Annotated in this window: 21 protein-coding genes; 15 read left to right on the top strand and 6 right to left on the bottom strand. The window is 52.8% G+C overall.

What is annotated here, in order from left to right; translation table 11 throughout:
* The first annotated feature begins 380 nt into the window (after positions 1-380).
* A complete protein-coding gene (locus tag AD930_RS06375; RefSeq protein WP_061505548.1) occupies positions 381-1,328 on the top strand; it encodes a hypothetical protein in 948 nt (315 codons plus the stop codon).
* 392 nt (positions 1,329-1,720) lie between these two features.
* Positions 1,721-2,206 (top strand): hypothetical protein, encoded by a 486-nt coding sequence (locus AD930_RS06370; protein WP_061505547.1) that lies wholly within the window; start codon positions 1,721-1,723, stop codon positions 2,204-2,206.
* Positions 2,207-2,466: 260 nt separating this feature from the next.
* Here the strand turns inward: AD930_RS06370 and trpS are convergent, their stop codons facing one another.
* The 4 genes from trpS to AD930_RS06350 all read right to left on the bottom strand — a co-directional run bounded on the left by trpS (position 2,467) and on the right by AD930_RS06350 (position 5,404).
* Complete coding sequence (gene trpS / locus AD930_RS06365) at positions 2,467-3,510, bottom strand: tryptophan--tRNA ligase (RefSeq protein ID WP_061505546.1); 1,044 nt, start codon at positions 3,508-3,510, stop codon at positions 2,467-2,469.
* A 213-nt stretch (positions 3,511-3,723) separates the two neighbouring features.
* On the bottom strand, positions 3,724-4,164 hold the full coding sequence (locus AD930_RS06360; protein ID WP_061505545.1) for a hypothetical protein: 441 nt from the start codon (positions 4,162-4,164) through the stop codon (positions 3,724-3,726).
* 26 nt (positions 4,165-4,190) lie between these two features.
* Entirely contained in the window at positions 4,191-4,844 is a 654-nt protein-coding gene (locus AD930_RS06355; protein ID WP_061505544.1) for a 3'-5' exonuclease family protein, read from the bottom strand.
* A gap of 5 nt (positions 4,845-4,849) precedes the next feature.
* On the bottom strand, positions 4,850-5,404 hold the full coding sequence (locus AD930_RS06350) for a nucleoside 2-deoxyribosyltransferase (RefSeq protein WP_061505543.1): 555 nt from the start codon (positions 5,402-5,404) through the stop codon (positions 4,850-4,852).
* 116 nt (positions 5,405-5,520) lie between these two features.
* Between AD930_RS06350 and AD930_RS06345 the strand changes: the two genes are divergently transcribed.
* From AD930_RS06345 to AD930_RS06335, 3 genes are all read left to right on the top strand, one after another.
* Positions 5,521-5,808, top strand: coding sequence for a hypothetical protein (locus tag AD930_RS06345; RefSeq protein ID WP_156476886.1), 288 nt, complete (start codon positions 5,521-5,523; stop codon positions 5,806-5,808).
* 100 nt (positions 5,809-5,908) lie between these two features.
* Positions 5,909-6,598, top strand: a complete 690-nt coding sequence (locus AD930_RS06340; protein WP_061505541.1) for a hypothetical protein — start codon at positions 5,909-5,911, stop codon at positions 6,596-6,598.
* Positions 6,599-6,660: 62 nt separating this feature from the next.
* Complete coding sequence (locus tag AD930_RS06335) at positions 6,661-7,443, top strand: hypothetical protein (protein WP_156476885.1); 783 nt, start codon at positions 6,661-6,663, stop codon at positions 7,441-7,443.
* A 55-nt stretch (positions 7,444-7,498) separates the two neighbouring features.
* Here AD930_RS06335 and AD930_RS06330 read toward each other — a convergent pair whose 3' ends face one another.
* The gene (locus AD930_RS06330; RefSeq protein WP_082781730.1) at positions 7,499-9,301 is read right to left on the bottom strand and encodes an RNB domain-containing ribonuclease; all 1,803 of its coding nucleotides are present in this window, start codon (positions 9,299-9,301) and stop codon (positions 7,499-7,501) included.
* 159 nt (positions 9,302-9,460) lie between these two features.
* On the opposite strand from AD930_RS06330, the gene AD930_RS06325 reads away from it, so the two are divergent.
* From AD930_RS06325 to AD930_RS06285, 9 genes are all read left to right on the top strand, one after another.
* A complete protein-coding gene (locus tag AD930_RS06325; protein ID WP_061505538.1) occupies positions 9,461-10,081 on the top strand; it encodes a DUF6012 family protein in 621 nt (206 codons plus the stop codon).
* A complete protein-coding gene (locus AD930_RS06320) occupies positions 10,074-10,355 on the top strand; it encodes a hypothetical protein (protein WP_061505537.1) in 282 nt (93 codons plus the stop codon). The genes AD930_RS06325 and AD930_RS06320 overlap by 8 nt, the downstream gene beginning before the upstream one ends.
* A 4-nt stretch (positions 10,356-10,359) precedes the next feature.
* Complete coding sequence (locus AD930_RS06315) at positions 10,360-10,740, top strand: hypothetical protein (protein ID WP_061505536.1); 381 nt, start codon at positions 10,360-10,362, stop codon at positions 10,738-10,740.
* Between the two features lie 83 nt (positions 10,741-10,823).
* Positions 10,824-11,612 (top strand): hypothetical protein, encoded by a 789-nt coding sequence (locus AD930_RS06310; RefSeq protein ID WP_061505535.1) that lies wholly within the window; start codon positions 10,824-10,826, stop codon positions 11,610-11,612.
* Between the two features lie 280 nt (positions 11,613-11,892).
* Positions 11,893-14,427: a DNA gyrase subunit B gene (locus AD930_RS06305; protein ID WP_061505534.1), complete on the top strand. Its 2,535-nt coding sequence runs from the start codon at positions 11,893-11,895 to the stop codon at positions 14,425-14,427.
* 58 nt (positions 14,428-14,485) lie between these two features.
* Complete coding sequence (locus tag AD930_RS06300) at positions 14,486-17,350, top strand: DNA gyrase/topoisomerase IV subunit A (protein ID WP_061505533.1); 2,865 nt, start codon at positions 14,486-14,488, stop codon at positions 17,348-17,350.
* Between the two features lie 375 nt (positions 17,351-17,725).
* A complete protein-coding gene (locus AD930_RS06295) occupies positions 17,726-18,295 on the top strand; it encodes a hypothetical protein (RefSeq protein WP_061505532.1) in 570 nt (189 codons plus the stop codon).
* A 247-nt stretch (positions 18,296-18,542) separates the two neighbouring features.
* Entirely contained in the window at positions 18,543-19,385 is an 843-nt protein-coding gene (locus AD930_RS06290) for a hypothetical protein (RefSeq protein WP_061505531.1), read from the top strand.
* Positions 19,386-19,400: 15 nt separating this feature from the next.
* Positions 19,401-20,177, top strand: a complete 777-nt coding sequence (locus tag AD930_RS06285; RefSeq protein WP_061505530.1) for a hypothetical protein — start codon at positions 19,401-19,403, stop codon at positions 20,175-20,177.
* Between the two features lie 448 nt (positions 20,178-20,625).
* Here AD930_RS06285 and AD930_RS06280 read toward each other — a convergent pair whose 3' ends face one another.
* On the bottom strand, positions 20,626-21,711 hold the full coding sequence (locus AD930_RS06280; RefSeq protein WP_061505529.1) for a phosphoadenosine phosphosulfate reductase domain-containing protein: 1,086 nt from the start codon (positions 21,709-21,711) through the stop codon (positions 20,626-20,628).
* A 175-nt stretch (positions 21,712-21,886) separates the two neighbouring features.
* Between AD930_RS06280 and AD930_RS06275 the strand changes: the two genes are divergently transcribed.
* Positions 21,887-22,129: a hypothetical protein gene (locus AD930_RS06275; protein WP_061505528.1), complete on the top strand. Its 243-nt coding sequence runs from the start codon at positions 21,887-21,889 to the stop codon at positions 22,127-22,129.
* The last annotated feature ends 612 nt before the right edge of the window (positions 22,130-22,741 follow it).

Here is a 22,741-nt window from a genome sequence, read left to right as displayed (position 1 = left end):
CGGCGCGCACCCCTCCGCATCCGTAATCCTCAACCTGCCGACGAAAATTCTATGGAGTGGTCCATCTTCTGTGGATGTAGTGGCCAGATCGGTTTCTGAACTGGCTGCCGGACTCAGGCGGGCGGCGGCCAGGTTTCATACAGTTGCGATGCCTCCACCGGGCTGCGGCTTCGGTGGGCTGGACTGGGAAGCGGAGGTAAAGCCCATGGTCATGAATCTGCTCGCAGACGTTCCTCAGGAAGTGGTCGTTTGCCTCAACCGGCGCCCGCGCGGCTGACGCCGGAGACAGATGGTTTGCATAGCGTCCTTTGCACCTCCGTTTGCTACAAAGAAGAACAACGACAGCCTACAGCGCTATTCTTCCTTTTGTGAGACGCAGCATGACATTCAAGAAAAATGAGACCATAGAAAGCCTTCTGCTGGGAAATTCGATTGAATTCAGTGAGGGACCTAAGCCCGGCACGGTGCAGTTCTATCCCAATCGGGATATGCAGGCACGCCTTAAGCTTCCTTTCAGGAACGTCGTTACCGGGGTTGACGTGAAGGATCTGGCACCGAAGGCAGATGTCACGATTACTCGGCAAGGCTCAGGCGATAAGAAATTCTATGCCAGGATGGACCCAGGTAAATTCGGCATTGATTACGCGGCAAGCGATGTTACCAGCCTCAGCTACAAACCGAAGAACGGGGCACAACGTTTGTTCGGTGACAATAGCCCGCTGGTAAGCTCATTCAGTATACACCGGATCTTCCGCGGCCCCACCGACTGTCGGAAGCCATCATGGGTGCTGAACGTCGATTATCTTCACGGTAAACCGGGCGTTAAAGTGGAATGTACCAATCCCGACCGTATCTTCTCGCCGTCCGGTGGTGTGTCTATGTATTTCCTTCAGCGCGCCTTTGCCGGGCTTGATCCGGAAAGATGCGAGAGGATGACTGCACTCGCCACCCAGATGACTGTGGATTACAGGCTGAGGCACAATACAACCTTTACTCCAAGCCAGGCGGGTGCTGCAGCGCTGTTGAGCTACGCGTTTTCCGATGCGCCCGCCTGGGGCGAGCAAAACAGGCTCTCTGCAGTGAATGAAATTGGGATCATCATCGAGGGAAGCCTTAATGATCTGGGCATCCCTGATAGTGACGTAGTCTCTATCATGAACAAGGTTTCCGCACTGCCTCTGTATGAGCAGTCAGCCTTCCTTATGGCTACAACATCCGTGCGCGGGGGCTGCATAACCTCGGACATGCACGAGGCTGTAGAAAGGGCGATTGAGGCTCCCGACCTTCTGCTGGCCTCCACACCTGAAGAAGAGCCTCCCTCACCCTAACAGGAAAATCCTTGCGCAACAGTTGCCCGCAAAACCCGGTTAGCCCATTGATTTTTAAGGAAAAAATCACGGGAATTAACGCGCAATAAAGGTCGAAGAACCTTTTACCGTTGCATTTGAACGGCCCGCTTCGCCTTCCAACCTGGACATTCCGCGCAACCGAAATCCGATGGATGACGTGGCGTTGCGGCCTGCGTTCGGTTCAATCACTCCGGCGCACCAAAATACCCTCACTTGTCACGGAAGGCCTTGTGTCGAGCGACAAAGAGCAAACCTTCCGCAAGGTCTAATATCATCCATATCAAGGATATTTATCAAAAATATCATTGAAGCAGAACGTAAAATTGAATAACAAGCCATTACAGATCCTATCCACAAGCTAGGTATGCCTAATGGCTCAACAAGACCTTCGGAAACTGACGCCCTGCGACCTCTTTAGCGTCATCAACGATGAGAGCGATCGAAATGTGAAGCTCTCATTGATCCTTTGTCGCTCCCCTGAGCTCACGGACAAACAGAAGCAGGACAACATCACCCTGAGACAGGCGATTAAGCGGAGGGAGGGCCGGATTGCGAGAGCGTATCACGAACTGTTCTCCATCTCGCGCCAGGTCATTAGGCAGAACAAACAGCATGCTGCAGAAAGAAGGCAGGCCGTTGCTGAGGAACTCCGCTTAAAGAAAGTCGAGGAAGAACTGGCCTACGCAGAGCTTGTGGCGAAGAGAATCAGGTCCAGGGCAGAATTATTCGTTGAGTCAGCAAGGAAAATTCTGACAAAAGAACAAATTTCTGCCATCTGGGGGAAAGCTGAACAAGACAACCCTGACCATTTCGCCTTTCAGCATATTTGCAAAAAAGACGTTCGGACGACTGACTAATTCGCGTCGCCCCTGCCCTTGGCAAGAGTGCCACCAGGGTGGCGCTACCAGAGCCTATGGCCCGTCAGGTTATCCCCACGACTGTGGGGAGCACGTGGTTTCTTACCCGGCACTATCCATCGGTTCCGGATCATCCCCGCCCGTGCGGGGAATACTCTTGTCAGGCCACATTTTTCTTCCCAAACATGCAGACCGTCAACCTCCATTCACAAGCCTGCTGAATGCTTCAAGTGGATATTGAATCAGGAAAGCGTTGAAACTCAACGCAACCGGAAAATTCCGAGATGGTCCTCTATGCATCGTTTCGTGTCATCTGTGATCGCCCTGCCTTTTCTGGCACCCGTCGCTAGGATATCCATGACGTAGTCCGGGCGCCGGCCGAACTCGAAACGACGTTCACGGATGGGAGCGATAACGCCTTGCAGCACGCCGATCAGTCGGCGCTTAAGGGTGACATCCCCTACCCCTCCGCGCTGATAGCGCATCTTCAGATCCTGGACCTCTTCAGCGCGATCATCGAAAGCATCAAGATAGGTGAAAACGACATTGCCTTCGACCCTACCTGGGTCGCTGGTCCTGATGTGGTCCGGATCCGTGTACATGCTCATCACCACGTCTGAAATCTGATCATCACTGGCGGACAGTGAAATCACCGTCCCCAGTGATTTGCTCATCTTGCCCTTGCCATTGGGCGCCGGCAGCCTTCCCACGGGTGGTGTGAGGATCTTCGCTTCAGGAAGGATATCCTTCTGTACCTGCCTATTGATGCGACGGACAATCTCATTGGAAAGCTCTATCATTGGCGCCTGGTCGGCGCCGGCCGGAACAAGGGTTGCCCGGAACGCCGTGATATCCGCAGCCTGCGCGGCGGGATAGCACAGGAATCCTGCAGGCACGTCACGCATGAAGCCGCGCAACTTTATTTCCTCTTTAACGGTAGGGTTGCGCTCCAGCCGGGCGACGGAGACAAAGTTCAGATACAGGAGAGACAATTCCGCCAGCGCGGGCAGTTCTGACTGCACGCAAATTGTTGTCACCGCAGGGTCTATGCCAGCAGCAAGATAGTCCAGCGCGACCTCGATGACATGGTTCGGGCCTTTCCCGGCTCTGAAACCTTCGGACTTCCCTAACTCCGAAGCATTGTCTGTTATCGCCTGACAATTCGCCAGCAGAAGGAACTGATCATGGTCATACTGGAGCGCCACGCGATTGCGTAAAGAGCCTGCGTAATGGCCAATGTGAAGGGGGCCGGTGGTGCGATCGCCTGTAAGGATTGTCTGTCTGGAAGATGGGATGAATGACATTGATGGGGTCTCCATTTGGTAGGAGCCGCTGCATCATCACATCGTGGGTTCATCCATGCCGCTTGATACAGCGGCACAGGGCATTACCCGACTGTCCGCGCTTTCTAAGCGCGGGGCCAGACGGAAGACGAAAATGATGCGATATTCATCATGCGTCATGGATAACAGGAGGATGTAGCATAAGCAAGCCACCCCCCTGTATATTCAGGTTTATTACGGAGCGGGGGATGAGTCTTCGTCAGGCTCTGGTTTTGCGCTTAGATCCAGATTATCATCATTGATGCGCAGACCTTCCGGCAGGGTTGTGAGTTCTTTGCTCAAGGTAATAGCGGGATCGCTCACCAGTGAAATGGCGCCCTTCGGATAACGGCTTCCGCCAACAACGCAGTAGCCAAACTCATCAGAAATTTCATCAGCTACCAGTTCATCCAGAACTCTGGCAGCATCCTCGGACATCTCAGAGAAACTAGGTTTGATTTCGTCAGCCCGGAGGCGGCCCGTAACGTCGACTGTCACCTCAGTATGTGCCGGCAAGCCTATTTCTTCTGGAGAGACGCCGTCCGTGTCCCACTGAATATTTTCAATTTTAACCTTAACCTGCATTTGTTCCCCCTGGATCTTTGCATTCTGTGCTCTAATATAGACTGACAGCATGCAAGGAACCGGTCAAAGCGTAATTCTCAGGCCTTTGCTGGTCGAAAACTGCGGCGGTAAGCGGCATATGACCTGAAGAACGTCTTGAGAGCGGCGTATCGTAAGTATAGAGCGTCATCCAAAGCATCATGTGCCTTGCTGAGCCATGGCGGCCTGGCTGGGAACGACATTGCCGCCTCCACGGCGACTTCCAAATCGACTGATTGGGCCAATAGTGCCCCTCCCAGATCATAAGCAATATCTGACCAAGTCACAAAGCGGACCTGCGGCTTGGCTATCTTGGGGACCGAAGAGATCAGGGTTTGCCACCAATCGCGATCAAATTCGTGACCTCCGATCAAAACCTCAATTTCATTGCTCTCCAGAAAACGCTTTAGGGATGAAACGACATCACAGGCCTTTGGCGCGGAGGCTAACTGCTGCCTGGAAAGGCCATGTATCTTTTCCGACTGGACATCCCAGAACCCGCGTTTTTCCCATTTCTCTGTGGGGCGGATACATGACGCGAATGTCTCAGAATTGGCATTGAACTGGGCAATCCCGATCTGCACTGGATAAGAGAAAACACCGGGGCCTTCTTTTTTCGCTCTTGTGGGAAATGAAGACGCTTCAAAGTCTGCAAAACCCACTCTGTTATAGGGCAGGAAATCCTCGACAAACTGTCTTGCAGACTTGATCACAGGTTCTAGGCTCCTTTGGAGAAATACGATGCTGCAGCCTGAGCGGCCTCCGTAAAGGACGTCAGGACGCGGCCTTCCCTGATGGATGCAGCAAGCATAAGATTGGCAGTCATTCCAAATTGTTCGACAAGCATGCCCTTTGCATCGATAGGGTTCCCAAGGTTATCCTCCATTGTGCCGCCTGGGGATAGACTGGTCACTTCCGAGGTATATGTGCCCCGGAGGTCAGGACTCTCGATATATCCGAAAACGGGAATGCCTAGCGCGCTTGCGAAGCCGACCTCGTAAGCCGTCCCGTCGTCAACATTCGGCCCTCGGAATGGCGACAGGTCTGCGATGACAGCCTGGCTCTGACGAATAAGGGCAATGTTGGCATGGAATATCGCCCGACCCTGTTCTTCTGGTGTCATGCCATCAAAGAGCGGCGGATCGGAATCAAGTGGATAAAGGCCATTGATCCCGTTTTCGCTACAGATCTGTTGAAGTCTGCACCCATACTCATTCGCATCCTGGCGGAACACGCCAGGCCCAGCGAGATAAACATTCTTCGCATTTTCCATGGCCGACCGAACCTAAAAGCATAGTGTAATTGAATTTTGGTATTATCACACAAGGAGTTTTTTGATACAATGCTTTATAATACTTCATCTGAATGCGCTTTTGGAAGGATGTTTCCGTGTGCCACGCCTGTCTCGTGAAGGATAAAGGATGCACAACCATTGCTTCATCTCAGTATGAACTGAGCAAGGCATTGGGAGTGAGCGTGAGGTCTTTTCCCCTTCTGGAAGGTTACAGCGAAACCAGCCTTGTGGGCCGATCCTGCCTTTGCCCCATCGACATGAAGAAGCTCGGAGAGGATGCGGGATATGCAGTGACCGCCCCGTACGGGGATGCGGCCCGAACGAGTGATGAATGGATTTTTGTGAAGGTTCTGCCCGGAGGTCGCAAGGGTGACAGAACCTGAAGAGGCGTTCATTCCCTACAAAGGCCTCTTACCCACCCATCATAGCGGCGAGCCATCCCGTCCAGTAAACGGATCATTCCTGGAGGATGAGTGCTGGGGAATGCATGTCGCCATCCTGAGAAGACTTGCCTTGCCGCAGGCCCTGATCGAAATGCTGGACGGGGCGACACGGGGTGCTGCCTTTCCTTACAAAGATCTGTCTCCTTTCCTTCCCTCCGACGTCAATGAACTGGGGGTTCCGGAAAGAAGAGGGAAATGGGACGGGGCAGTCGATGGGTATGTGTTAAGCATGCCGGAAGAGTGCCTTTGGACCACATTGCGCGACTGGTATGGGTGGTCCATTCCATCCCTTGAGACGGTAGAGGCCATTCGGGATCGGATGGGCATAACGGATCTCCTGGAGTTCGGCCAGGGTACCGGCTACTTCGCTTCAGTCCTGGATGCATCTGGCGTCAAGATGACAACCTCAGAATGCTTCAATATGGGATATGATGGCATTGGAGTATGGCGGCGGCCTGACTTCAACGATAGCGCAGAGATGTTCGCGGCCAATCCCGAAAAGCCTGTCCTGATATCCTGGCCGGACCCCGTTGCTGAGAATGTGACACTCAGCCTTCTGAGGCCGGGGCAGAAGATTATTCTGACCGGCGCGCGCGACCGTTGCGGCCTGCGCCCTTCCGTCCTGCAGGCGCGAGGGTTTGTTCGTGATTGTCAGGCATTCATGAGAGCCGTGGTCCCCTCAATGACCGGGGGTCTGAACGATCTGGATGTCTGGCGCGCGCCGGGGTAGCTGACCTTCACTTCACACTCACTTTCCCCATAATAATTTCAGATTCCCGAATGGAAAACAGGATGATTTCCGAGATCGACTACAAAAACCTCGTTCGATTTGTTAAAGATATGCCTCTGTCGCCCGCGAAAGTGAACGTTATCGCATCGGTTCTGCACACAGGACAAACGGATCGGGGCGGTCATGATTACATGGAGCATTTGCAGTTTGTCGCGGAGGTCTCTTGCAGAATCCTGCGTTCTCGGATGCCTAAGCCTTGCGCTCCCCCTCCGCTCCAGCAGAGGGTGAAGGATGTGAGACGGATTGCAGACAAGATGGATGCATTCATAAACAGGCCAGAAGCTCTCTCCAGACATATCTTTCATGGGATCAACGAGACTAGCTCGGTTCATCAGTATGCCGTAGGAATGCTGCACGATAGCATAGAAGACGCGACCATTCGTGGAGAAGGGAGTGGCGAGGTCTTTCGCCTTTGCAGAGAAGATCTTTTGGCTATGGGCCTGCCAACAGTCGTTGTGGAAGCCGTTGCCCTCCTTACAAAAAAAGACAAGCCGGAGACTGATGCGGCCAAAGTGGACCGGTTCGATCCCCTGTCTCTATGGCATAATTATCAGAAGCAGATCTCGCACCTCATGTCCTGGGACGCGAGCACTCCTGCCTCTGAAAGTTACGTCATGGCCTTGTGTGCCAAAATAGCAGACAACCAGCACAATAAAGATCTGGAGCGGCTGCGCCACAAAGACAGAGCTAAGCCTCAGAATGTGGCCAGGTCAGCAATGTATTCCATATCTGAATCGTTTCTGACCAACCAGCTCTTCAGGGTGACGCAGGCCAGTCCGCGCTAAAACAGAGCCACACCCTGCCATGTGTGAGGCGCGGTGTGACTGTTCAGGACTTCCTTCAGATTTCGGGGAACAAACTTTGCATCAGAGATTTGTAGGCAATTTTCTCAGCCGCCTTGATCGTTGATCCCTTCCCCTGAGCTGTGAGTGTTTTTTCTTTGAATGGGAAAGTCAGCTCTATCGAGTGCTCGACCTTAACGCCCTCCTCCACTTTACGCACCACAGCCTTCGGCGCAGAGACTTTTGACTTCTGACAGAACTCCAGCATTTTCCCTTTGAAATTCCCATCGGAGGGCATCTCAAGGAAGCCCTTCTTCACAGGCGTTCTGTTGGCCTGTTTCTGGCTGCCTGAAGCTTCAGCTTGGGAGATGAAAGTAGCCACGCCGCTGGCGACGCCAACACCGTCCGGAACGTCATAGTATTCGACGACCATGCGCATCGCTGCACACTGCTTGGCAATAGCTTTTGACCTGCCGAACCCTTGTCGTTCGATTTTGGTGATAGGTCCACTCAAGAGCGTCACAGACTGCCCCAAGAGTCCATTTTCAGGATTAGACGGGATGTCGTGGAATTCGACATCCAATACTGAGTCGTTCACCCCGATGGAAGAGACGACGGATACAGCGCGGACTGGCCGCATCGCAATATCTTTCATCGCCACTAGCTGCCAGTCCGGGCTGCCCGCCAAGCATGCATGATGGAACCGTAATGAAGCGTTATCCGACTTCATACGGCGAGCGCATTCTTCAAGTAGGCCTTTCGGGTAGACTTCGGCCTTAAAGGCTTCATCTACCACCCTCAGAAGAACGTTATCAGTGAGATGGCGGAACCCCTGGGGCTTATCATTCTCCAGGATTCTGGCGACCCGCTTTTTCATCTGCAGCTTATAATGATCGTCTACAGAACCGAGGTGCTGTTCTATTTCGGCCGCCAGTTCACGCATGGGCTTGCCCCCGGCGTAAGGGAACACGACGACCCCATCAAGATAAGCCATGATGTTGTGCTGATTAACGAAATCGACGAAACGCCTCAACGGGGAAGTGAACCAACCATAGGCCGGGGCCTGGAGGGCAATATGCCCCTGGTTCGTGGCCGAAAGGAATGCCTGCCCCATATCATGAAGCTTGGTGAAGGGCATATCAGCCAGGCTAACGACGTCCCCCGTCTGGTCCCGCCTCTCAATGTGGTTCCGAAAGAGCACAGGAACGCCTTGTCGCAATGCCCAGATGGACAGGACCATGTTGGTGGCGATCATGATTTCCTGGACAATGATGTAACCGGATACATCCTCGTCCTGGGGGCGCATCGGTCGGAACGTCCCGGACGAATCAACGTAGACATCGCTTCTCTGGTCGACATTGACGCCAAGATTGCTCATGCGCTGGCGCATCAGCCTGATAGCAAGGTCGTAATAGGATTTTATTTCCACATGAAGTGAGTGTGACGCATCTTTCAGGATCTTGGAAATGTCCTTCTGAGAAAATCGTCCACGGTGAGACAGGGATGCTCTCTCAACCACCACATCAGAGCACTCCGCATTCCCACTGCAATCTAACTTGAGAAGGAATGTGACGCCCATTACGGACTGGCCAGAATTCTCTGGGAGCAAGGATAGTCGTTCGGCCACCTTTTCATCGGGCAACATGGCCTTTCGCAGTGCATCGCCAGAATAGACTGAAACGACGTTTTTGCGCGCAGCCGCCTCTAATGGCGATCCTCTCTCGATGGATGACACGTCAGCAATGCAGCAGCGTATTCTCCAGCCTTCTTCTTCACGCGTAACACTGAAGGCATCATCCAAATCGAGAGACCCAGCGGAATCAATCGTGAAACAAGAGTAAACGGCTGATGAACTGTTCATGATACAGCTTTCAAGGACTGTCCAATGGCCTTTCGCAAGATCCAAAGTCAGGTTGCAAGGATAGGTTTGATGGAGTAATATCAAAGAAATCGATTTTTCGCAATCACAGCAATGGCTTTTCAATGCCTTGCCTGGAAGTCAGTCTGTGGAAAGAACGTTATGCTGTATCACTTCAATCCAAAATTGTTCGCAGAAAGAAAAGAGCATCCAGATTGTGGGTTGATAGATTTTTCCTGTCCTGAGCTTGGCATTACATTGCTGGGTGACGGTTATGTAAAAGGTGCGGATCTGACCACAAGACGGCCCTACCCTAACAAGCGGTTTCTGGTTGCATGCCGGAATAAGGGACGGGCTGCGGTAAATGGTTTTTTGGTCGAGTGCGAGAAGCGTCTTACAAATTACACGTCCATCACGCGCTGGGTTATCGACTGCGACAGAACAGCTACACATATTATCGATCACATCGTTCTTGACGAAGAGCGTGATGCTGTCACTGAAGATCTGGCACTTTGCTATGCGACCTGCCCTGAAATCGGAGGGTATGATTCCCGGCTTCCTGATATCATGGCTCAGTGGTCACCGGCCTCCTCAGAACCCCGTCTTGAGATCACGCCCGAGAACAGGAACGGGATATTTTCCGACAAAATTAACGAGAAAGGTGAGATCGTCGAAAGACGTGAAACCTTCTACCAGCATACCATTGAGAAAGACCGTCTCATTGGGCCTTATCACTACACATGTGGGCGCCGTCCATCCTATGAGGACGCTTTTCATGTCTGACATTGAGGCCAAACAAACTCCGACGGCTGACGGAAAAAAGAGAAAGCGAGGGGTCTTCGGATGGGACCCCGTCAAACTTTATCAGAACTATAGCACCTCAGAACTCGTGAAGATGAAGCAGGAGATCGAGGCAAAGCCTGAAAACCTAAACCCACAACATTTGGAGGGAACAAGTATCTACATATACACAAAAAGTGCCCGGAAGAAATTAGATGCTCTATCTTGGGCTATTTCCTACCATCTTGCAGATAAAAAGGCTGAAACGAGGACATGATTAAATGACTGAACGTAGTAAGAAGCCCGTCATCATCTCAATTATGACAGGCAATATCTTGCTGAAGGCTTTCGAGGACAGCAGTCATGCTGAAGCTGGGAACTGCACAGCCTCTCTTGCATCTATCGCGGAGATAGATGTCTGGAGCTATTTTGCTGGGAGAGTTGCACTTCTTTCGTTCGTGATGGGGGCAATAGATCGACACCGTCAGACCGATCACGTCCTCAAAAGCAGTGATCTTCTCTATCATCCCTTTATAGGTCGTCTTTCTGATAACGGCGTCAATTATGTCCGGGAGAAATGTGGGAACTCCGACACATCCCCATTCTCCATGGGAATGCGGGATGTGGCCAATTACGTCGCCCGAACATTAGAGATTACCTGATCGCCAGAGCCTGATTGGTTCCTTGCATGATCCCAAGTTAGGTCTGGGATCAAACGCAGGGCCATCAGGAGCACACCTTATCAATGCCTACAAACTCTTTTTCCGCGCACGGCGGGTGGGTGATCCCAGAACCGTCCTTCGAGCAGATCCGGAAGGCTCTTTCTCTGTCTTTTGACTCGTGCGTCAAAAACAGCACGCAGCGTGTCAACGCGTTGCTCAAGGCTTTCCGAGAAGGCCCTGTCTTCAGCCATTCAGAAGAGGCTCCGACATCCCCTTCTGGCCAGATCCCCCCTGAGATTGTCAAGATTGCTTTCCTGGAATTCTCAGTCACCGAAAACGGCCTCAAGGCTGTTGGGGCAATTGACAATACCCCTCCACATTCATCACAGACCGGAAATCGCTGGAAGACTACGGATCTCGCTCAATTGGCACTTGCTGTGGCACGTGACCTGATGAAATCGCGTGGCGGATCAATTGATAGTCTTTTCAAGGCGACGTCTCATGATGAAGTCGCCGGGGCGCTGGGATCGGCCAGTTGCATGCGCAATCTCGACGGCGCTGAGATATCCGTCTATCCCGAGGAAAAGGTGATCCGGCTCGATTGCTATAGTGAGGACGGCAGAGAACCCCTCGAAACCTGGGGAGCATGGAAAACTCTTAACTTCTGCCTTGAGTCGATCCGCTGGGATGATTACCCGAATGCCGGGGGCGGCCTCACCACGCGCCAGCTCATCCAGAACGACGCTATCCCAAGGACTGAAAACTCTTACATGAGTGGACATGGAAAGCTGTCAGCGCTGGAAGAGCACGACGAGGCTGTGGCATTCGCTATGGAGAATGCGCCTGCGGAGGAAGACGCTCCCTCCCCCTGACGGATCAACCGGGAACTCCAGCATATTGACAAGCCCTCCAAGATCTCGGAGGGAAAAATAAGATCAATTTTTTCCTTGTCCTTCAATCCATTATTTTTTTCTTGACTTCACAGTCAATCTGGCTGGTGGTGCTTGCAAGGATAAAATCACGGGGTTATGGTCCGTCCTGTAATCGTTGGGAATGTCCTTGCGTGCTCGCTATGCGTTCACCTTGGTGCCCCCAATTATCCTTGCAGCCCGATGCTTTATCCTTGCATCCCACTTAAGGTCATCACCTTCCATGAATGATGGAATAAACGGCGCTCCGCCCTCCCCTTCTGATTATGATGAAAAAAGTATCCAGGCGCTGAAGGGGCTGGAGGCCGTCCGCCTCCGCCCAGGCATGTATATCGGCAATACAGATGACGGCTCAGGTCTCCACCACATGGTGTTTGAGATCGGCGACAACTCCATGGACGAAGCTCAGGCCGGCCATGCTACCAAAATTGAAATTACTCTGAACGCAGACGGATCTGTTACAGTCGCCGATGACGGGCGCGGCATTCCTTTCGGCATCCATGACGAAGAGGGGATTTCCACTCTCGAAATGATCTTCACGATGCTGCATGCGGGTGGGAAGTTCAATCAGAACGCTTACAAGACATCAGGCGGCCTGCACGGTGTTGGGTCTGCTGTGGTGAATGCCTTGTCAGCCACCCTCTCTGTGACTGCATGGCGTAACGGGAAGCGCGGGAGCGTTTCTTTCCATGACGGCGAGACCGATGCACCGACCAAGGTAGAGGACGCCCCTGAGACCGCAGGCACCTCCGGCACATCAGTCACTTTTTTACCGTCTCGCGAAGTGTTTCCCAGCATTACGTTCGACTTCAAACGGCTTGAGCGCCGTTTCCGGGAGCTGTCGTTTCTCAACCCCGGCGTAAAAGTCACCCTGTCCGACCTGCGCGGTGCTGAGCCGGTGGTTCGGGAATACCTTTCGACCGGAGGCGTGGCGGAATTCGTCGCCTATACCGATCAGCAGCGAGATTTCCAGTCTATCCTGAAGGCACCCATTGTTGCATGTGGGACGCGGCCGTCCAAGCAGGGCGACAAGGATATCGAGGTCGAGGTCAACGTCGCGTTTGAATGGAACAAAGGACACAGCGAAACTGTTCTGGCGTTCACGAACAACATCCGGCAAACGGCCGGTGACGGATCACAGGGCACTCATGTCGCTGGTTTCCGTCAGGCACTGTCCCGCGCTCTGACTGTGTATGCTCAGGCTAACAACCAGAGCAAAAAGAAAGCCGATGAAATCGTTGCGGAAGACTTCCGCGAAGGACTTACGGCTGTCGTCGCCATCAAGATGCCGGATCCGAAATTCTCGTCCCAGACGAAGGATAAACTGATCTCCAATGAAGCGCAGAACCCGGTTTACACGCAGGTCCTGGACTCTCTGACGGCCTGGCTGGAAGAAAATCCCGGCCCTGCCAAGGATATCCTTGCGAAAGCAGAGGAGGCCTCAAAGGCGCGACTGGCCGCCAAAAAGGCTCGTGATGGGGTGCGGCAGAAAGGATCAATCGGGCTGGCCAACCTTCCTGGTAAGCTGGCAGATTGCCAGACCAAAGACCCGGAAAAGGCCGAACTTTTTATCGTGGAAGGTGACTCCGCAGGCGGATCTGCCAAACAAGGTCGAGACAGAGCCTTCCAGGCCGTTCTGCCTCTGCGCGGTAAGATCCTGAACGTGGAATCCGCTTCCATGGAAAAGATCATCGTCAGCGAACAGATCGGCACGCTGATGTCTGCACTCGGGTGCTCTTTTGAGCTGGATGAAGAAGGGCGGATCGCGTTCGTCATCAAAAAACTACGCTACAAGCGTATCATCATCATGACCGATGCAGACGTGGACGGCGAACATATCCGCGTTCTTCTCTTCACGTTCTTCTATCGCTGTTTCCCATCCATCATCAATGACGGATACCTGTATGTTGCGCAGGCACCGCTTTACCGTATCCGGAAGGGCAAGCGGGACCGTTATGTTCTGGATGATGATGAACTCAGCACCCAGCTTATTGCAGACGGCATCGTCAACTGCACCCTCGTGACAAGGGATGGTGAGCGTATTGAAGGTGACGCGCTGGCAGCCACTGCTAAGCGTGCCATCTGGCTTGCCAGTATGATCAAACAGGCTGACGAACCTATCGGAATACCAGAACTGACCACATGCCTGGTCGTAACAGGCGGGTGGGACGCTTCCGTATTTGAAGACGCTGAGCGGGCTGAGGGCATCATCGCTAAAGTCTCAGAGAGCATGCCGACGCGTCTTGGGGACGCACGTATCAAATTCGCTGGCCATTTTGAAAATGGCGAGATGAAGTTTGAGTGGTCACGACGCAACGTGACCAGAAATTCCACTGTGTCTGCTTTGGATCTGAATACCCCCGCAGGTCAAAACCTTGCTGGAGCACGTGAGGAAATCCTTAAACTCTACTCCGATGGAGAAGCAGGGGCATCTTCCTACCTCGAAATCTACGGGAAAGATGGGGAACTGACAGACAAGATCATTCTCCACACGCCCTCCGATCTTGCTTTCGCGATCACTAATCGTGGCCGCTCTGGCGTGAAAATCGGCCGATTTAAAGGGCTGGGGGAAATGAACTATGCGGATCTGTCAAACACAACCATGAAGCCAGAAAGTCGCACGCTTGTGCGGGTATCCATCGCCGATGCGATTGAGGCCGATGACCTTGTCACTCGCTTGATGGGAAGTTCCCCGGCGCCACGCAAGGAGTTCATCGTGGAAGGTGCCGACCGGGCGATCCTCGACCTCGGTAGCTGAGCACTGCCCTCCTTCCAAACGCACAATCACTTACTCAAAAGCAGGCCCAAAAAGCATTATGAGCAATTCTGATAACATGATCGAAGACCAGAACGACATCGATGAAACACTGGCCGACGAAGTCGAAGGCAAGGATATTGGCGCAGTAAATATTGTTCCGATGGAAGACAGCATGTCTACTTCCTATCTGAACTACGCCATGTCCGTCATCGCTTCTCGCGCACTGCCGGACGTAAGAGACGGGCTAAAGCCCGTGCATCGACGGGTCGTTTACGGTGCAGCGCCTTTTATCTCCAAGGGCGTCGTCAAATCGGCGCGTATCGTCGGTGATGTGATGGGTAAATATCACCCACACGGTGACGCTTCGATCTATGATTCATTGGTGCGTATGGCGCAAGACTGGACGATGCGCCTCCCGATCATTCTTGGGCAGGGAAACTTTGGCTCGATTGATGGGGATTCCCCCGCTGCGATGCGATACACTGAAGCTCAGCTTCAGCCGCAGGCGCATATCGCGCTCATGAAGGATATCGACCTCGACACGGTTGATTTCGTGCCCAACTACGATGAATCCGAGCAGGAACCCTCCGTTTTGCCGGCGCGGATTCCTCTTCTGCTGATTAACGGTGTGGAGGGGATCGCCGTAGGCTTCGCATCCAGCATTCCGCCTCACAATCCGGAAGAGGTTATACAGGCGACGATTGCCGTCATCCGCGACCCATCCATCTCCGATGAAGCCCTCCGACAGATCATGCCTGGTCCGGACTTCCCCACCGGGGCCGTCTGCGTCGACAACGGAGGGTATGCCAAGGCATTCGCGACCGGTAATGGCTCTGTCCGCCTTGTCGGGACGCACGAGCTGAAGACATTCGAGAGCGGCAAGAAGGCCGGTCGTCAGCAGATCATCCTGACCTCCATCCCATACATGGTCAACAAATCCGGACTGGTTGCGAAAATCAACGAGATGAAAAACACGAAGGGTGAAAAATCCTTCGGATTTGGCGATATTCAGGAAATCCGGGACGAAAGTTCGCAAAAAGGCATCCGCATCGTCCTCGATCTCAAGAAAGATGCCAACGCTGACCTGATCCTGAAAAATCTGGAATCACGCACTCTGTTCTCCAGAAGCGTGAACTACAACCTGACCGTCCGCGGTCCAGGCGGAAAGCCTCTGCTTCTGGGTGTCCGTCAGGTGATGGACGAATTCATCGACTTCCGCAGAGAGGTGCTGTGGCGTCGCACAAACTTCCTGCTGGAGAAAGAGCGGAAGCGCCTCCGCACGCTCACAGGCCTGTTCGCAGCTCGAACTCAGATCCGGGACGTCGTGAAAATCATTCAGGACAGTGAGGATGGCCCGTCTGCCAAACTCGCCCTTCTGGAAATGAAATTCCCAGTAGAGGCTGATCTGGCAAAATATCTGCAAGCTGTGGAGCCAGACGATGATCTGCCGGAGGTCTTCCGCCTCACTGAAGATCAGGCAAAATCCATCCTGGAAATGCGCCTCATCAACCTGACTAAGCTGCAGTTGAACGACATTGCGGATGAGGCGGTTAAGCTCAAAGCCTCCATGGAAGGGAACCTGCACCTTCTCGCGACCCCAGCCGCGCTGGATGAGGTCATGATCTCAGAGATGGAGGAATTCCTTCAGGGCTATGGCTCCTGCCCTCGCCTCACCGAGCTGCAGCGTGGTGTCGATGAGGTCGAGGACTTCCAGTTGTATCCGAACGTGCCGGTCGTTCTGTCTGTCACACACCGGTCCTACGTTCGTATCACTGAGCAGGATTCCTTCCGCGAACAGAACCGGGGTGGCAAAGGGCGCAAGGCTGGTGCGGTGCCGCGCGATGAAGACTTCGTTACGCATACCGTTCCCTGCATGACGCATGACATGCTGACCTTCTTCACGTCTTACGGCAAAGCATACGCGGTGCGCGCCGGTAGCTTCCCGATGACTGCCAGCAGCTCTGCCGGGCGTCCTATCGTGAATTACGGTATCGAACTCGAAGACGGCGAGCAGATCGCTGCGGTCATCAAGATGCCTGCAACGACGGCCGAAGCTGAGGATAAATATCTGATGTTCGTGACATCTGCCGGCAGCGTCCGCCGCAATAAGATGTCAGACTTCATGAACATTCGCAGCAACGGGAAAAAGGCTATGAAGTCCCAGGATGGCGGGGACATCAATCTTCTGGCCGTCCTTCCCTGTCATGAAGACGTTGAGGATCTCATTTTGGCATCAAGCTCTGGCCGCGCGGTGCGCTTCCAGATCAACGCCAAGAATATTCGCGTCTTTGCTTCCCGTGATTCTGCCGGAACGCGCGGCATCACGCTCGGCCCGGCTGAGCGGTGTGTCAGTGCCTGTATCGTCCATCACTCGGACGCGACACCGAACGAAAGGCAGGCTTACCTGGCTGGCGGTGAGAAGGTCATCAAAGAGGGTGATAGCGAATTCACCGTCAAGCTCACCCAGGAACAGATGGAGAGCATGGCGGCGACAGATGTCACGCTCATCACTGTCTCAGAACGCGCGATTGGCAAGCGGTTCTCCAGCCACGAAGTCCGGGTCAGTTCTCGTGGTACCAAGGGTGTGTCGATTGGGACATTCACTCCTGCGACTGGGGGGCTGGTGGGCCTTCTGCCCTCCGGCGACACTGATGGGCTTCTGATTGTAACGAGTGGAGGCCAGGCTATCCGGACTGGCTGTAAGGGTATCCGTCGGATAGCGCGTTCTGGAAGGGGGGTGATTCTCTTCCAGGTGCCGCCTGGTGACAAGATCGCCTCTCTCTGCATCCTTGAGGCCTCCACCGCTGGCGAATTTGAAGATGAGGATGATCTCGAAGCCACAGAGGCTGAGGGCGAGGAGGCATCTGAAACCGATGATGAAGGTACTGTAGAAAACGCCTCAGCGGAATCCGACGAAGAATAATTTCGACGGAACACGGAATAAAGGCGAGGCCTTCCTGAAGGGGGCCTCGCCTTATTTTTTGACTATCTCAGTTTGGCAAGGCCAATACAGCCTGGGTGATCCATTCTTAGCTCAAAGGGTAATTTATTAGTGAGTATGATCACTTTGATTATCGATTTTTACTTCTTGATTCTTTCTTTGGTTGCCCTCTTTTTGTGGTCTAAACGCGCCAGAGGATACAGGTCCGGAGAAGGCTTCGCTGCGATAGTTCTTCTTCTTCTTTGCGTATGGCATAATGTCACTAATGTTGTATCAAAATTAGATCTTGAAGCAATACCAGCTCAGGAATGCTTTCCTGATGATGAGTAGAGCCGTTTAGGAGCAAAGTAATTAGTTATGGGTTGGAAAACTTTTAAAGACCGTTTCTGCAACAGCGATTACATCGTGTCAGTAGAAAGTGGCGATATCTGCATTGGCTCTCCCGTGAACCCGACCCTGATCCGGGTTACGACGGAGGGAGAGATGCGAAGCGCTCTGCGCATTAGGGGCAAAAAGGCATTTCTCTCCTTTTTGGAACAGAACCTGCCTGCGCTCGCGGCTGCTTCACAGAGAGAGATCGTAGCCGCTATTGCCGCCGAAGACACATTCGGTTCAAATATCAAGGTTTATACATACTCTGGCGGCGACATACTTGAAAAGTCATGCGAGCAACTAGGCTGGCCGAATGTTACGCATGACGGTGAGCTCATGAGCGAGAACACCTTCTCTCCAGATCGCGCTTACATCATAGAATTGGCCCTGCGGGACGCGCAGTCCTGGGCGGAGCATCTCGTCATAGAAGATCGACGCCTCAAAGAGAAACTGGCGAAAATTCACAAAGACATGAATGAAAACAAAGTTCGCCGAAAAGAAACTGCCAAGGAGATCGCCCGTCTTCGTTTAGAGCGTAGAGGTGCTAAAGACTAAGAAATAAAGACTAAGAAATAACCCTGATTTTCCGGGGATGACCCTTATATAAAACTTCTGTCGTTTGCAGAAATACGTTCCCCTATTCGGGGATTGAATTGGTAGTGGTCCCTTGCACCACCTGCGTGTTATTACTCGATTTCAGTATTGTCTCCTTCGCTTTACCTTATTTTTTGACCGTAAGTGTTATGCGGCTTAGGCAATAAGAAGAGAAGCTGCGAATGTTGCTAGAAAGGAAATTGAAGCGATGAAACGCTACCTGACGGTCGAAGAGTTAAGGAAAGATTTCCCTACTGCCTTCAAATCTACTGGCAACGTTGATTTCGGTAATGTTCCCGGCGCTGCAGACATCGCCGAACTGCCAGAAAACTGGACGGTAAATGGTGACCTTAAGCTACAAGGATTAACTGCCCTCCGCGAGATCCCAAAAGGATTGTCAGTCGGAAGAAATTTTGAGCTGGAAGACTGTCGTTCAGTCGTGACCCTTCCAGCGGACATTTCTGTCGGCAGAAGCATCCGGGTGATAAACTGTCCTTCCTTCGAGGCTATCCCTGATGGCGTATCACCGTCGTACTCTTTCTTTATCTTCGGGTGTGAGAAATTCGCGCGGCTCCCATCATCCCTGGATGTTGAATGGTTGACTGTCAGCAACTGCCCTTCCCTGAGGAGCCTTCCGGACAAAGTGGTTGCCCGTAAGAATTTCGAGGTCAGTTCCTGCCCGGCTTTACTGTCCCTGCCCCAGCATCTTTATGTGGGGGAATGGATGTGCATTGCAGAGTGTCCGGAAGTCCGCTCGATACCTGATGGCCTCAATCTCAAGTATGATCTTCTCATGTCGGGGTGCTCACAGATAGAGGAATTGCCAGTCGATCTTCGTGTGGGCAGAAATCTTGATATATCCAAATGCTCGGGGATTAAGGAAATCCCATCAACAGCAGAGATAGGCGGAGCGTTAATCATGCGCGGCTGCAAGGGGGTGATAATCCCTGAGCATGTTGCGGCTGCCTGCCCGAATATCATCGCCTACTCTCATACGGACTATGAAATTGCGCGGTCGCCCGAGCCTGAGGCAAGTTCTCCAACCCCCTGATATTGAGTATTTTTCATGACCCAAACAGCGTTCAAAACCGTTGACGAACTGAAGCGGAACTTCCCAGAAGCCTTCAAGCCGGATGGTTCGGTGTCATTCGACAAAATCGCCGGGGCGGAGTTCATCACCCAGCTCCCAGACAATTGGAAGCTGGAAAAAAGCTTATATCTCACAGGCCTGAAAAGCCTTAAGGCGTTGCCGGCAGGCCTCTCCGTTCCATGTCGCCTTGAGATCAACAGATGTGGCGCTCTGGAATCTCTTCCGGCTGATCTGCATGTCGCTGAGCGTATCGAAGTGATCTCCTGCCACTCTTTGAAGCAGATCGCTGACGGAATTCATTCTCCCAAAGGCATGAGCTTTTCCGACTGCCCGTCTCTGGGGAAGCTGCCGACCGCTCTTGATGTCGATTACCTGAGAATAGTGGGCTGCAATTCGCTCAGGACGATTGAGGGTGGGGTAAACGTTAATAAAGTTCTGGTGGTCAGCGAATGCAGCGAATTCAAGTCCTTCCCTGAAGGATGGACCATCAAAGGGTCCCTGCTACTATCCTCATGTCCTGCCCTATCTGTTCTCCCGGAAAATTTCAGTATTGGCGGGGATCTGGAGGTTAATGATTGCCAAAACATCCGCAGGCTTCCTGATGACCTGAAGGTGGGGCAGACGATCTATATTGAAGACTGCGACGGCATTGAAATACCGCAGGCGTTGGAGAGCACTGGCATAGACATTCGCTACCCAGACAATTTTGCAGTCTCGCCCGCCCCCGATCAGGACACTTCTCTCAGTCCTTAATCGGGAGCAGGCGGAGCATAACCTGCCTGTAAACAGGCAGGAGATATTGCGGGGGGAGCGGCCAGCATATACGTCGAGGACTGCCATAAGTTCTCTACCCTTCCAAAGTTTGTGAGAGGCGGAACCTTAACAGTCATCCGCTGCCCTTCTCTTATGGTGCCTCCAGAAGAAGTGGATGTCTGTCAACTAACCCTCATTGACTGCCCGGATCTGACCTCTCTTCCGCAGCGCCTTTCCTTTACGACAGGTGTGGCAATCAGTAATTGTCCGAAGATACGAGATCTCCCCGAAATTTTGGATTTCAAAGGAGAGATTACCGCAAAAGGCAGTGGTAAAATCTTAGGCGATCACCCCCCTCAAGGCTGATTTTTACTCACAGCCTGATGCGCCCAAAGCCCCGCCCTGAAGGGCGGGGATAATATCATAGCAGCCCGCTCTCCGTCTGCCGTCAGGAAGGCCCACACCCAGTGCGCAGGAACGCGCCAGCAGGCTGCACCCATTCTCCGTCACCACAGAAGATCGGAAGGGTGTAATCCTCTTGGGTGACCTGTCTGAGAGCGGCGAGGTCCGTGATCTCCAGAGGAACGCCCATTTTAGCGACGTCCATGATCCCCTTTTTGTCCCGACGAATGGTTGTGCCGAACGACACCTCATAAGCATCCAGAGCGTCAAGCTCACCGGGAAAATACTTATTGATGGTCGCCCAGATCGTCGCGTCGTTGAAGATGCATTTCATGCAGGATGAGCGCCCCCAGCCGAGGCGATATGGGACTGGGCTAATCACATTATGACGGGCGATGATATCCCATACCTGCTCCTCAGACCACGCGAGAACAGGCCTCCAGGCATCGACGTGCCGCGCCAGTCTTCCTTCCCGTCTATCGCAAGCATGTCGCTCCAACTGGCTGTATCTCGCCCGGTTGGCACTCTCCTCCCGACGCTCCCCCGTGATGAAGAGGACCTTCTTGCCGTTGAATCTCGCCTGATTATTGAGCGCACGACGGCCCACGTCGATCTTGAGAGCAGAACTGCACCAGCGCGTCTGGAGGTTCGCAGAGACTTGCGGGAACTTCAGACGGGTCGAGGGCTTGGCCCGCGTAGTGTCTCGTTCAAGGGTGATCAGGCCATCCGGGGTTTCAACCTTGTGGGGGCGGCCATAGCTATTGTTTTTCAGCATTTCCCCTTCAAAACCGCCTTCGAGCCACGAAAAGTAAAGAGGAAATCCAAAGGCTGCCGCGAGCGCCTTGTTGTAGGATGTCATAAAGCGCCAATCCATCAGGGAACTGCCTTCTCTGCCATCAACTTCATGGTGCCAAAGCTCGATTTTATCGCGGTCAGCGCCCATTTCTAAAATCCTGAGCAGAGAAGCGATGGAATCTTTTCCGCCTGACATGCAAACGATGATGTTGTCGTAGATTGAGAGGTCGATATCGGGAGCATCAAAAAACGATGTCTTCACATCCTTCGGTGAAAGACCGGCCTCAAGCGCGAGTCCGGGAATGACAACCTGGTCATCTACATCATGGGAAGACATGACTTTATCCTAATCCTTAATTTCAATTTATACCTAATTATAGCATGTATTTTCATGCATTGCACATGGATAAATTCTCGGTTAAAAAGGATTGTATTGTTGAATGGAAGGTTAAATCATGTCTGCGAATAAGCCTCCATCACGCAGATGGCGTTTACGACATAGTTCTCAGTGGATGGATTCTTACGAGCTTCCATGCGCTGTGTCTGACCGCGTTGCAGTCGCTTATAACGGAGGGAGAAGCAAAAGCTGGGGGATTTATGGTTATCCGGCCCAGCGTGGGCAAGCTATTGAAGTTGGCGAGGAGCAGGACTTCAAGGCCGCTAAAGTGGCCGCACGCAAAGCCCTGGACCGAATTGCAGCTAACATTGAAAAGGGCATCTTCCCCGATATCCCTCCGCCGAATACGGATGAATGAGGGATGCGTCTCTGCGCAGCACAGGCGATGCATACGTCATCAGATTTCGGGGGGGCATAAAAAATGTTCTGGTGGATGGGATGATGCTTATGGCGAAGCCCTCTTCTGTTTGCAGATTCACCCAACCTTCGCTATTCGCACTTCTTGTTGCGGCATACCCCACCCTGACATGAATTGAACGTCCGAACGTCACCCAGCGCCCCTCTAACGAGAAGAGACGCAGCAACGGCTCCGACGACCGCGAAAGGGAAAGACATCCCTAGCTTCTTCATAGCCTTCCTCATTCTGACAGATCCTTTCTTTTGGCAATGAAATATCATTGCTTATCCTTGCCCCCCCCCTGAAGACGGGGCATTTGATGATTACATCGCAGAAGGCGGGGAAGAAACGATTATCGATCTCGGGCCCTCCCCGGCGCGACAGGCGATGCCCTCCTGCATCCCCAACTTCGCCAGATCTGCACTTTCCGTATCCTTCGCTATCGTGGCATCAGTCGCGGCCTGTTTTTAGCAAGGATTGCCTCTTTCCATATCGATCAAAGATATAGAAAGAAACTTTCTGTGCCGGGCATCAGCTTTTATCCTTGTCCATGGCCATGATCAAGGTTAGGTT

The organism is Acetobacter malorum (assembly GCF_001580615.1).
GTDB lineage: Bacteria > Pseudomonadota > Alphaproteobacteria > Acetobacterales > Acetobacteraceae > Acetobacter > Acetobacter malorum.
Note: the sequence above shows the minus strand (reverse complement) of the source record. Positions and strands in the feature narration are given on the sequence as shown.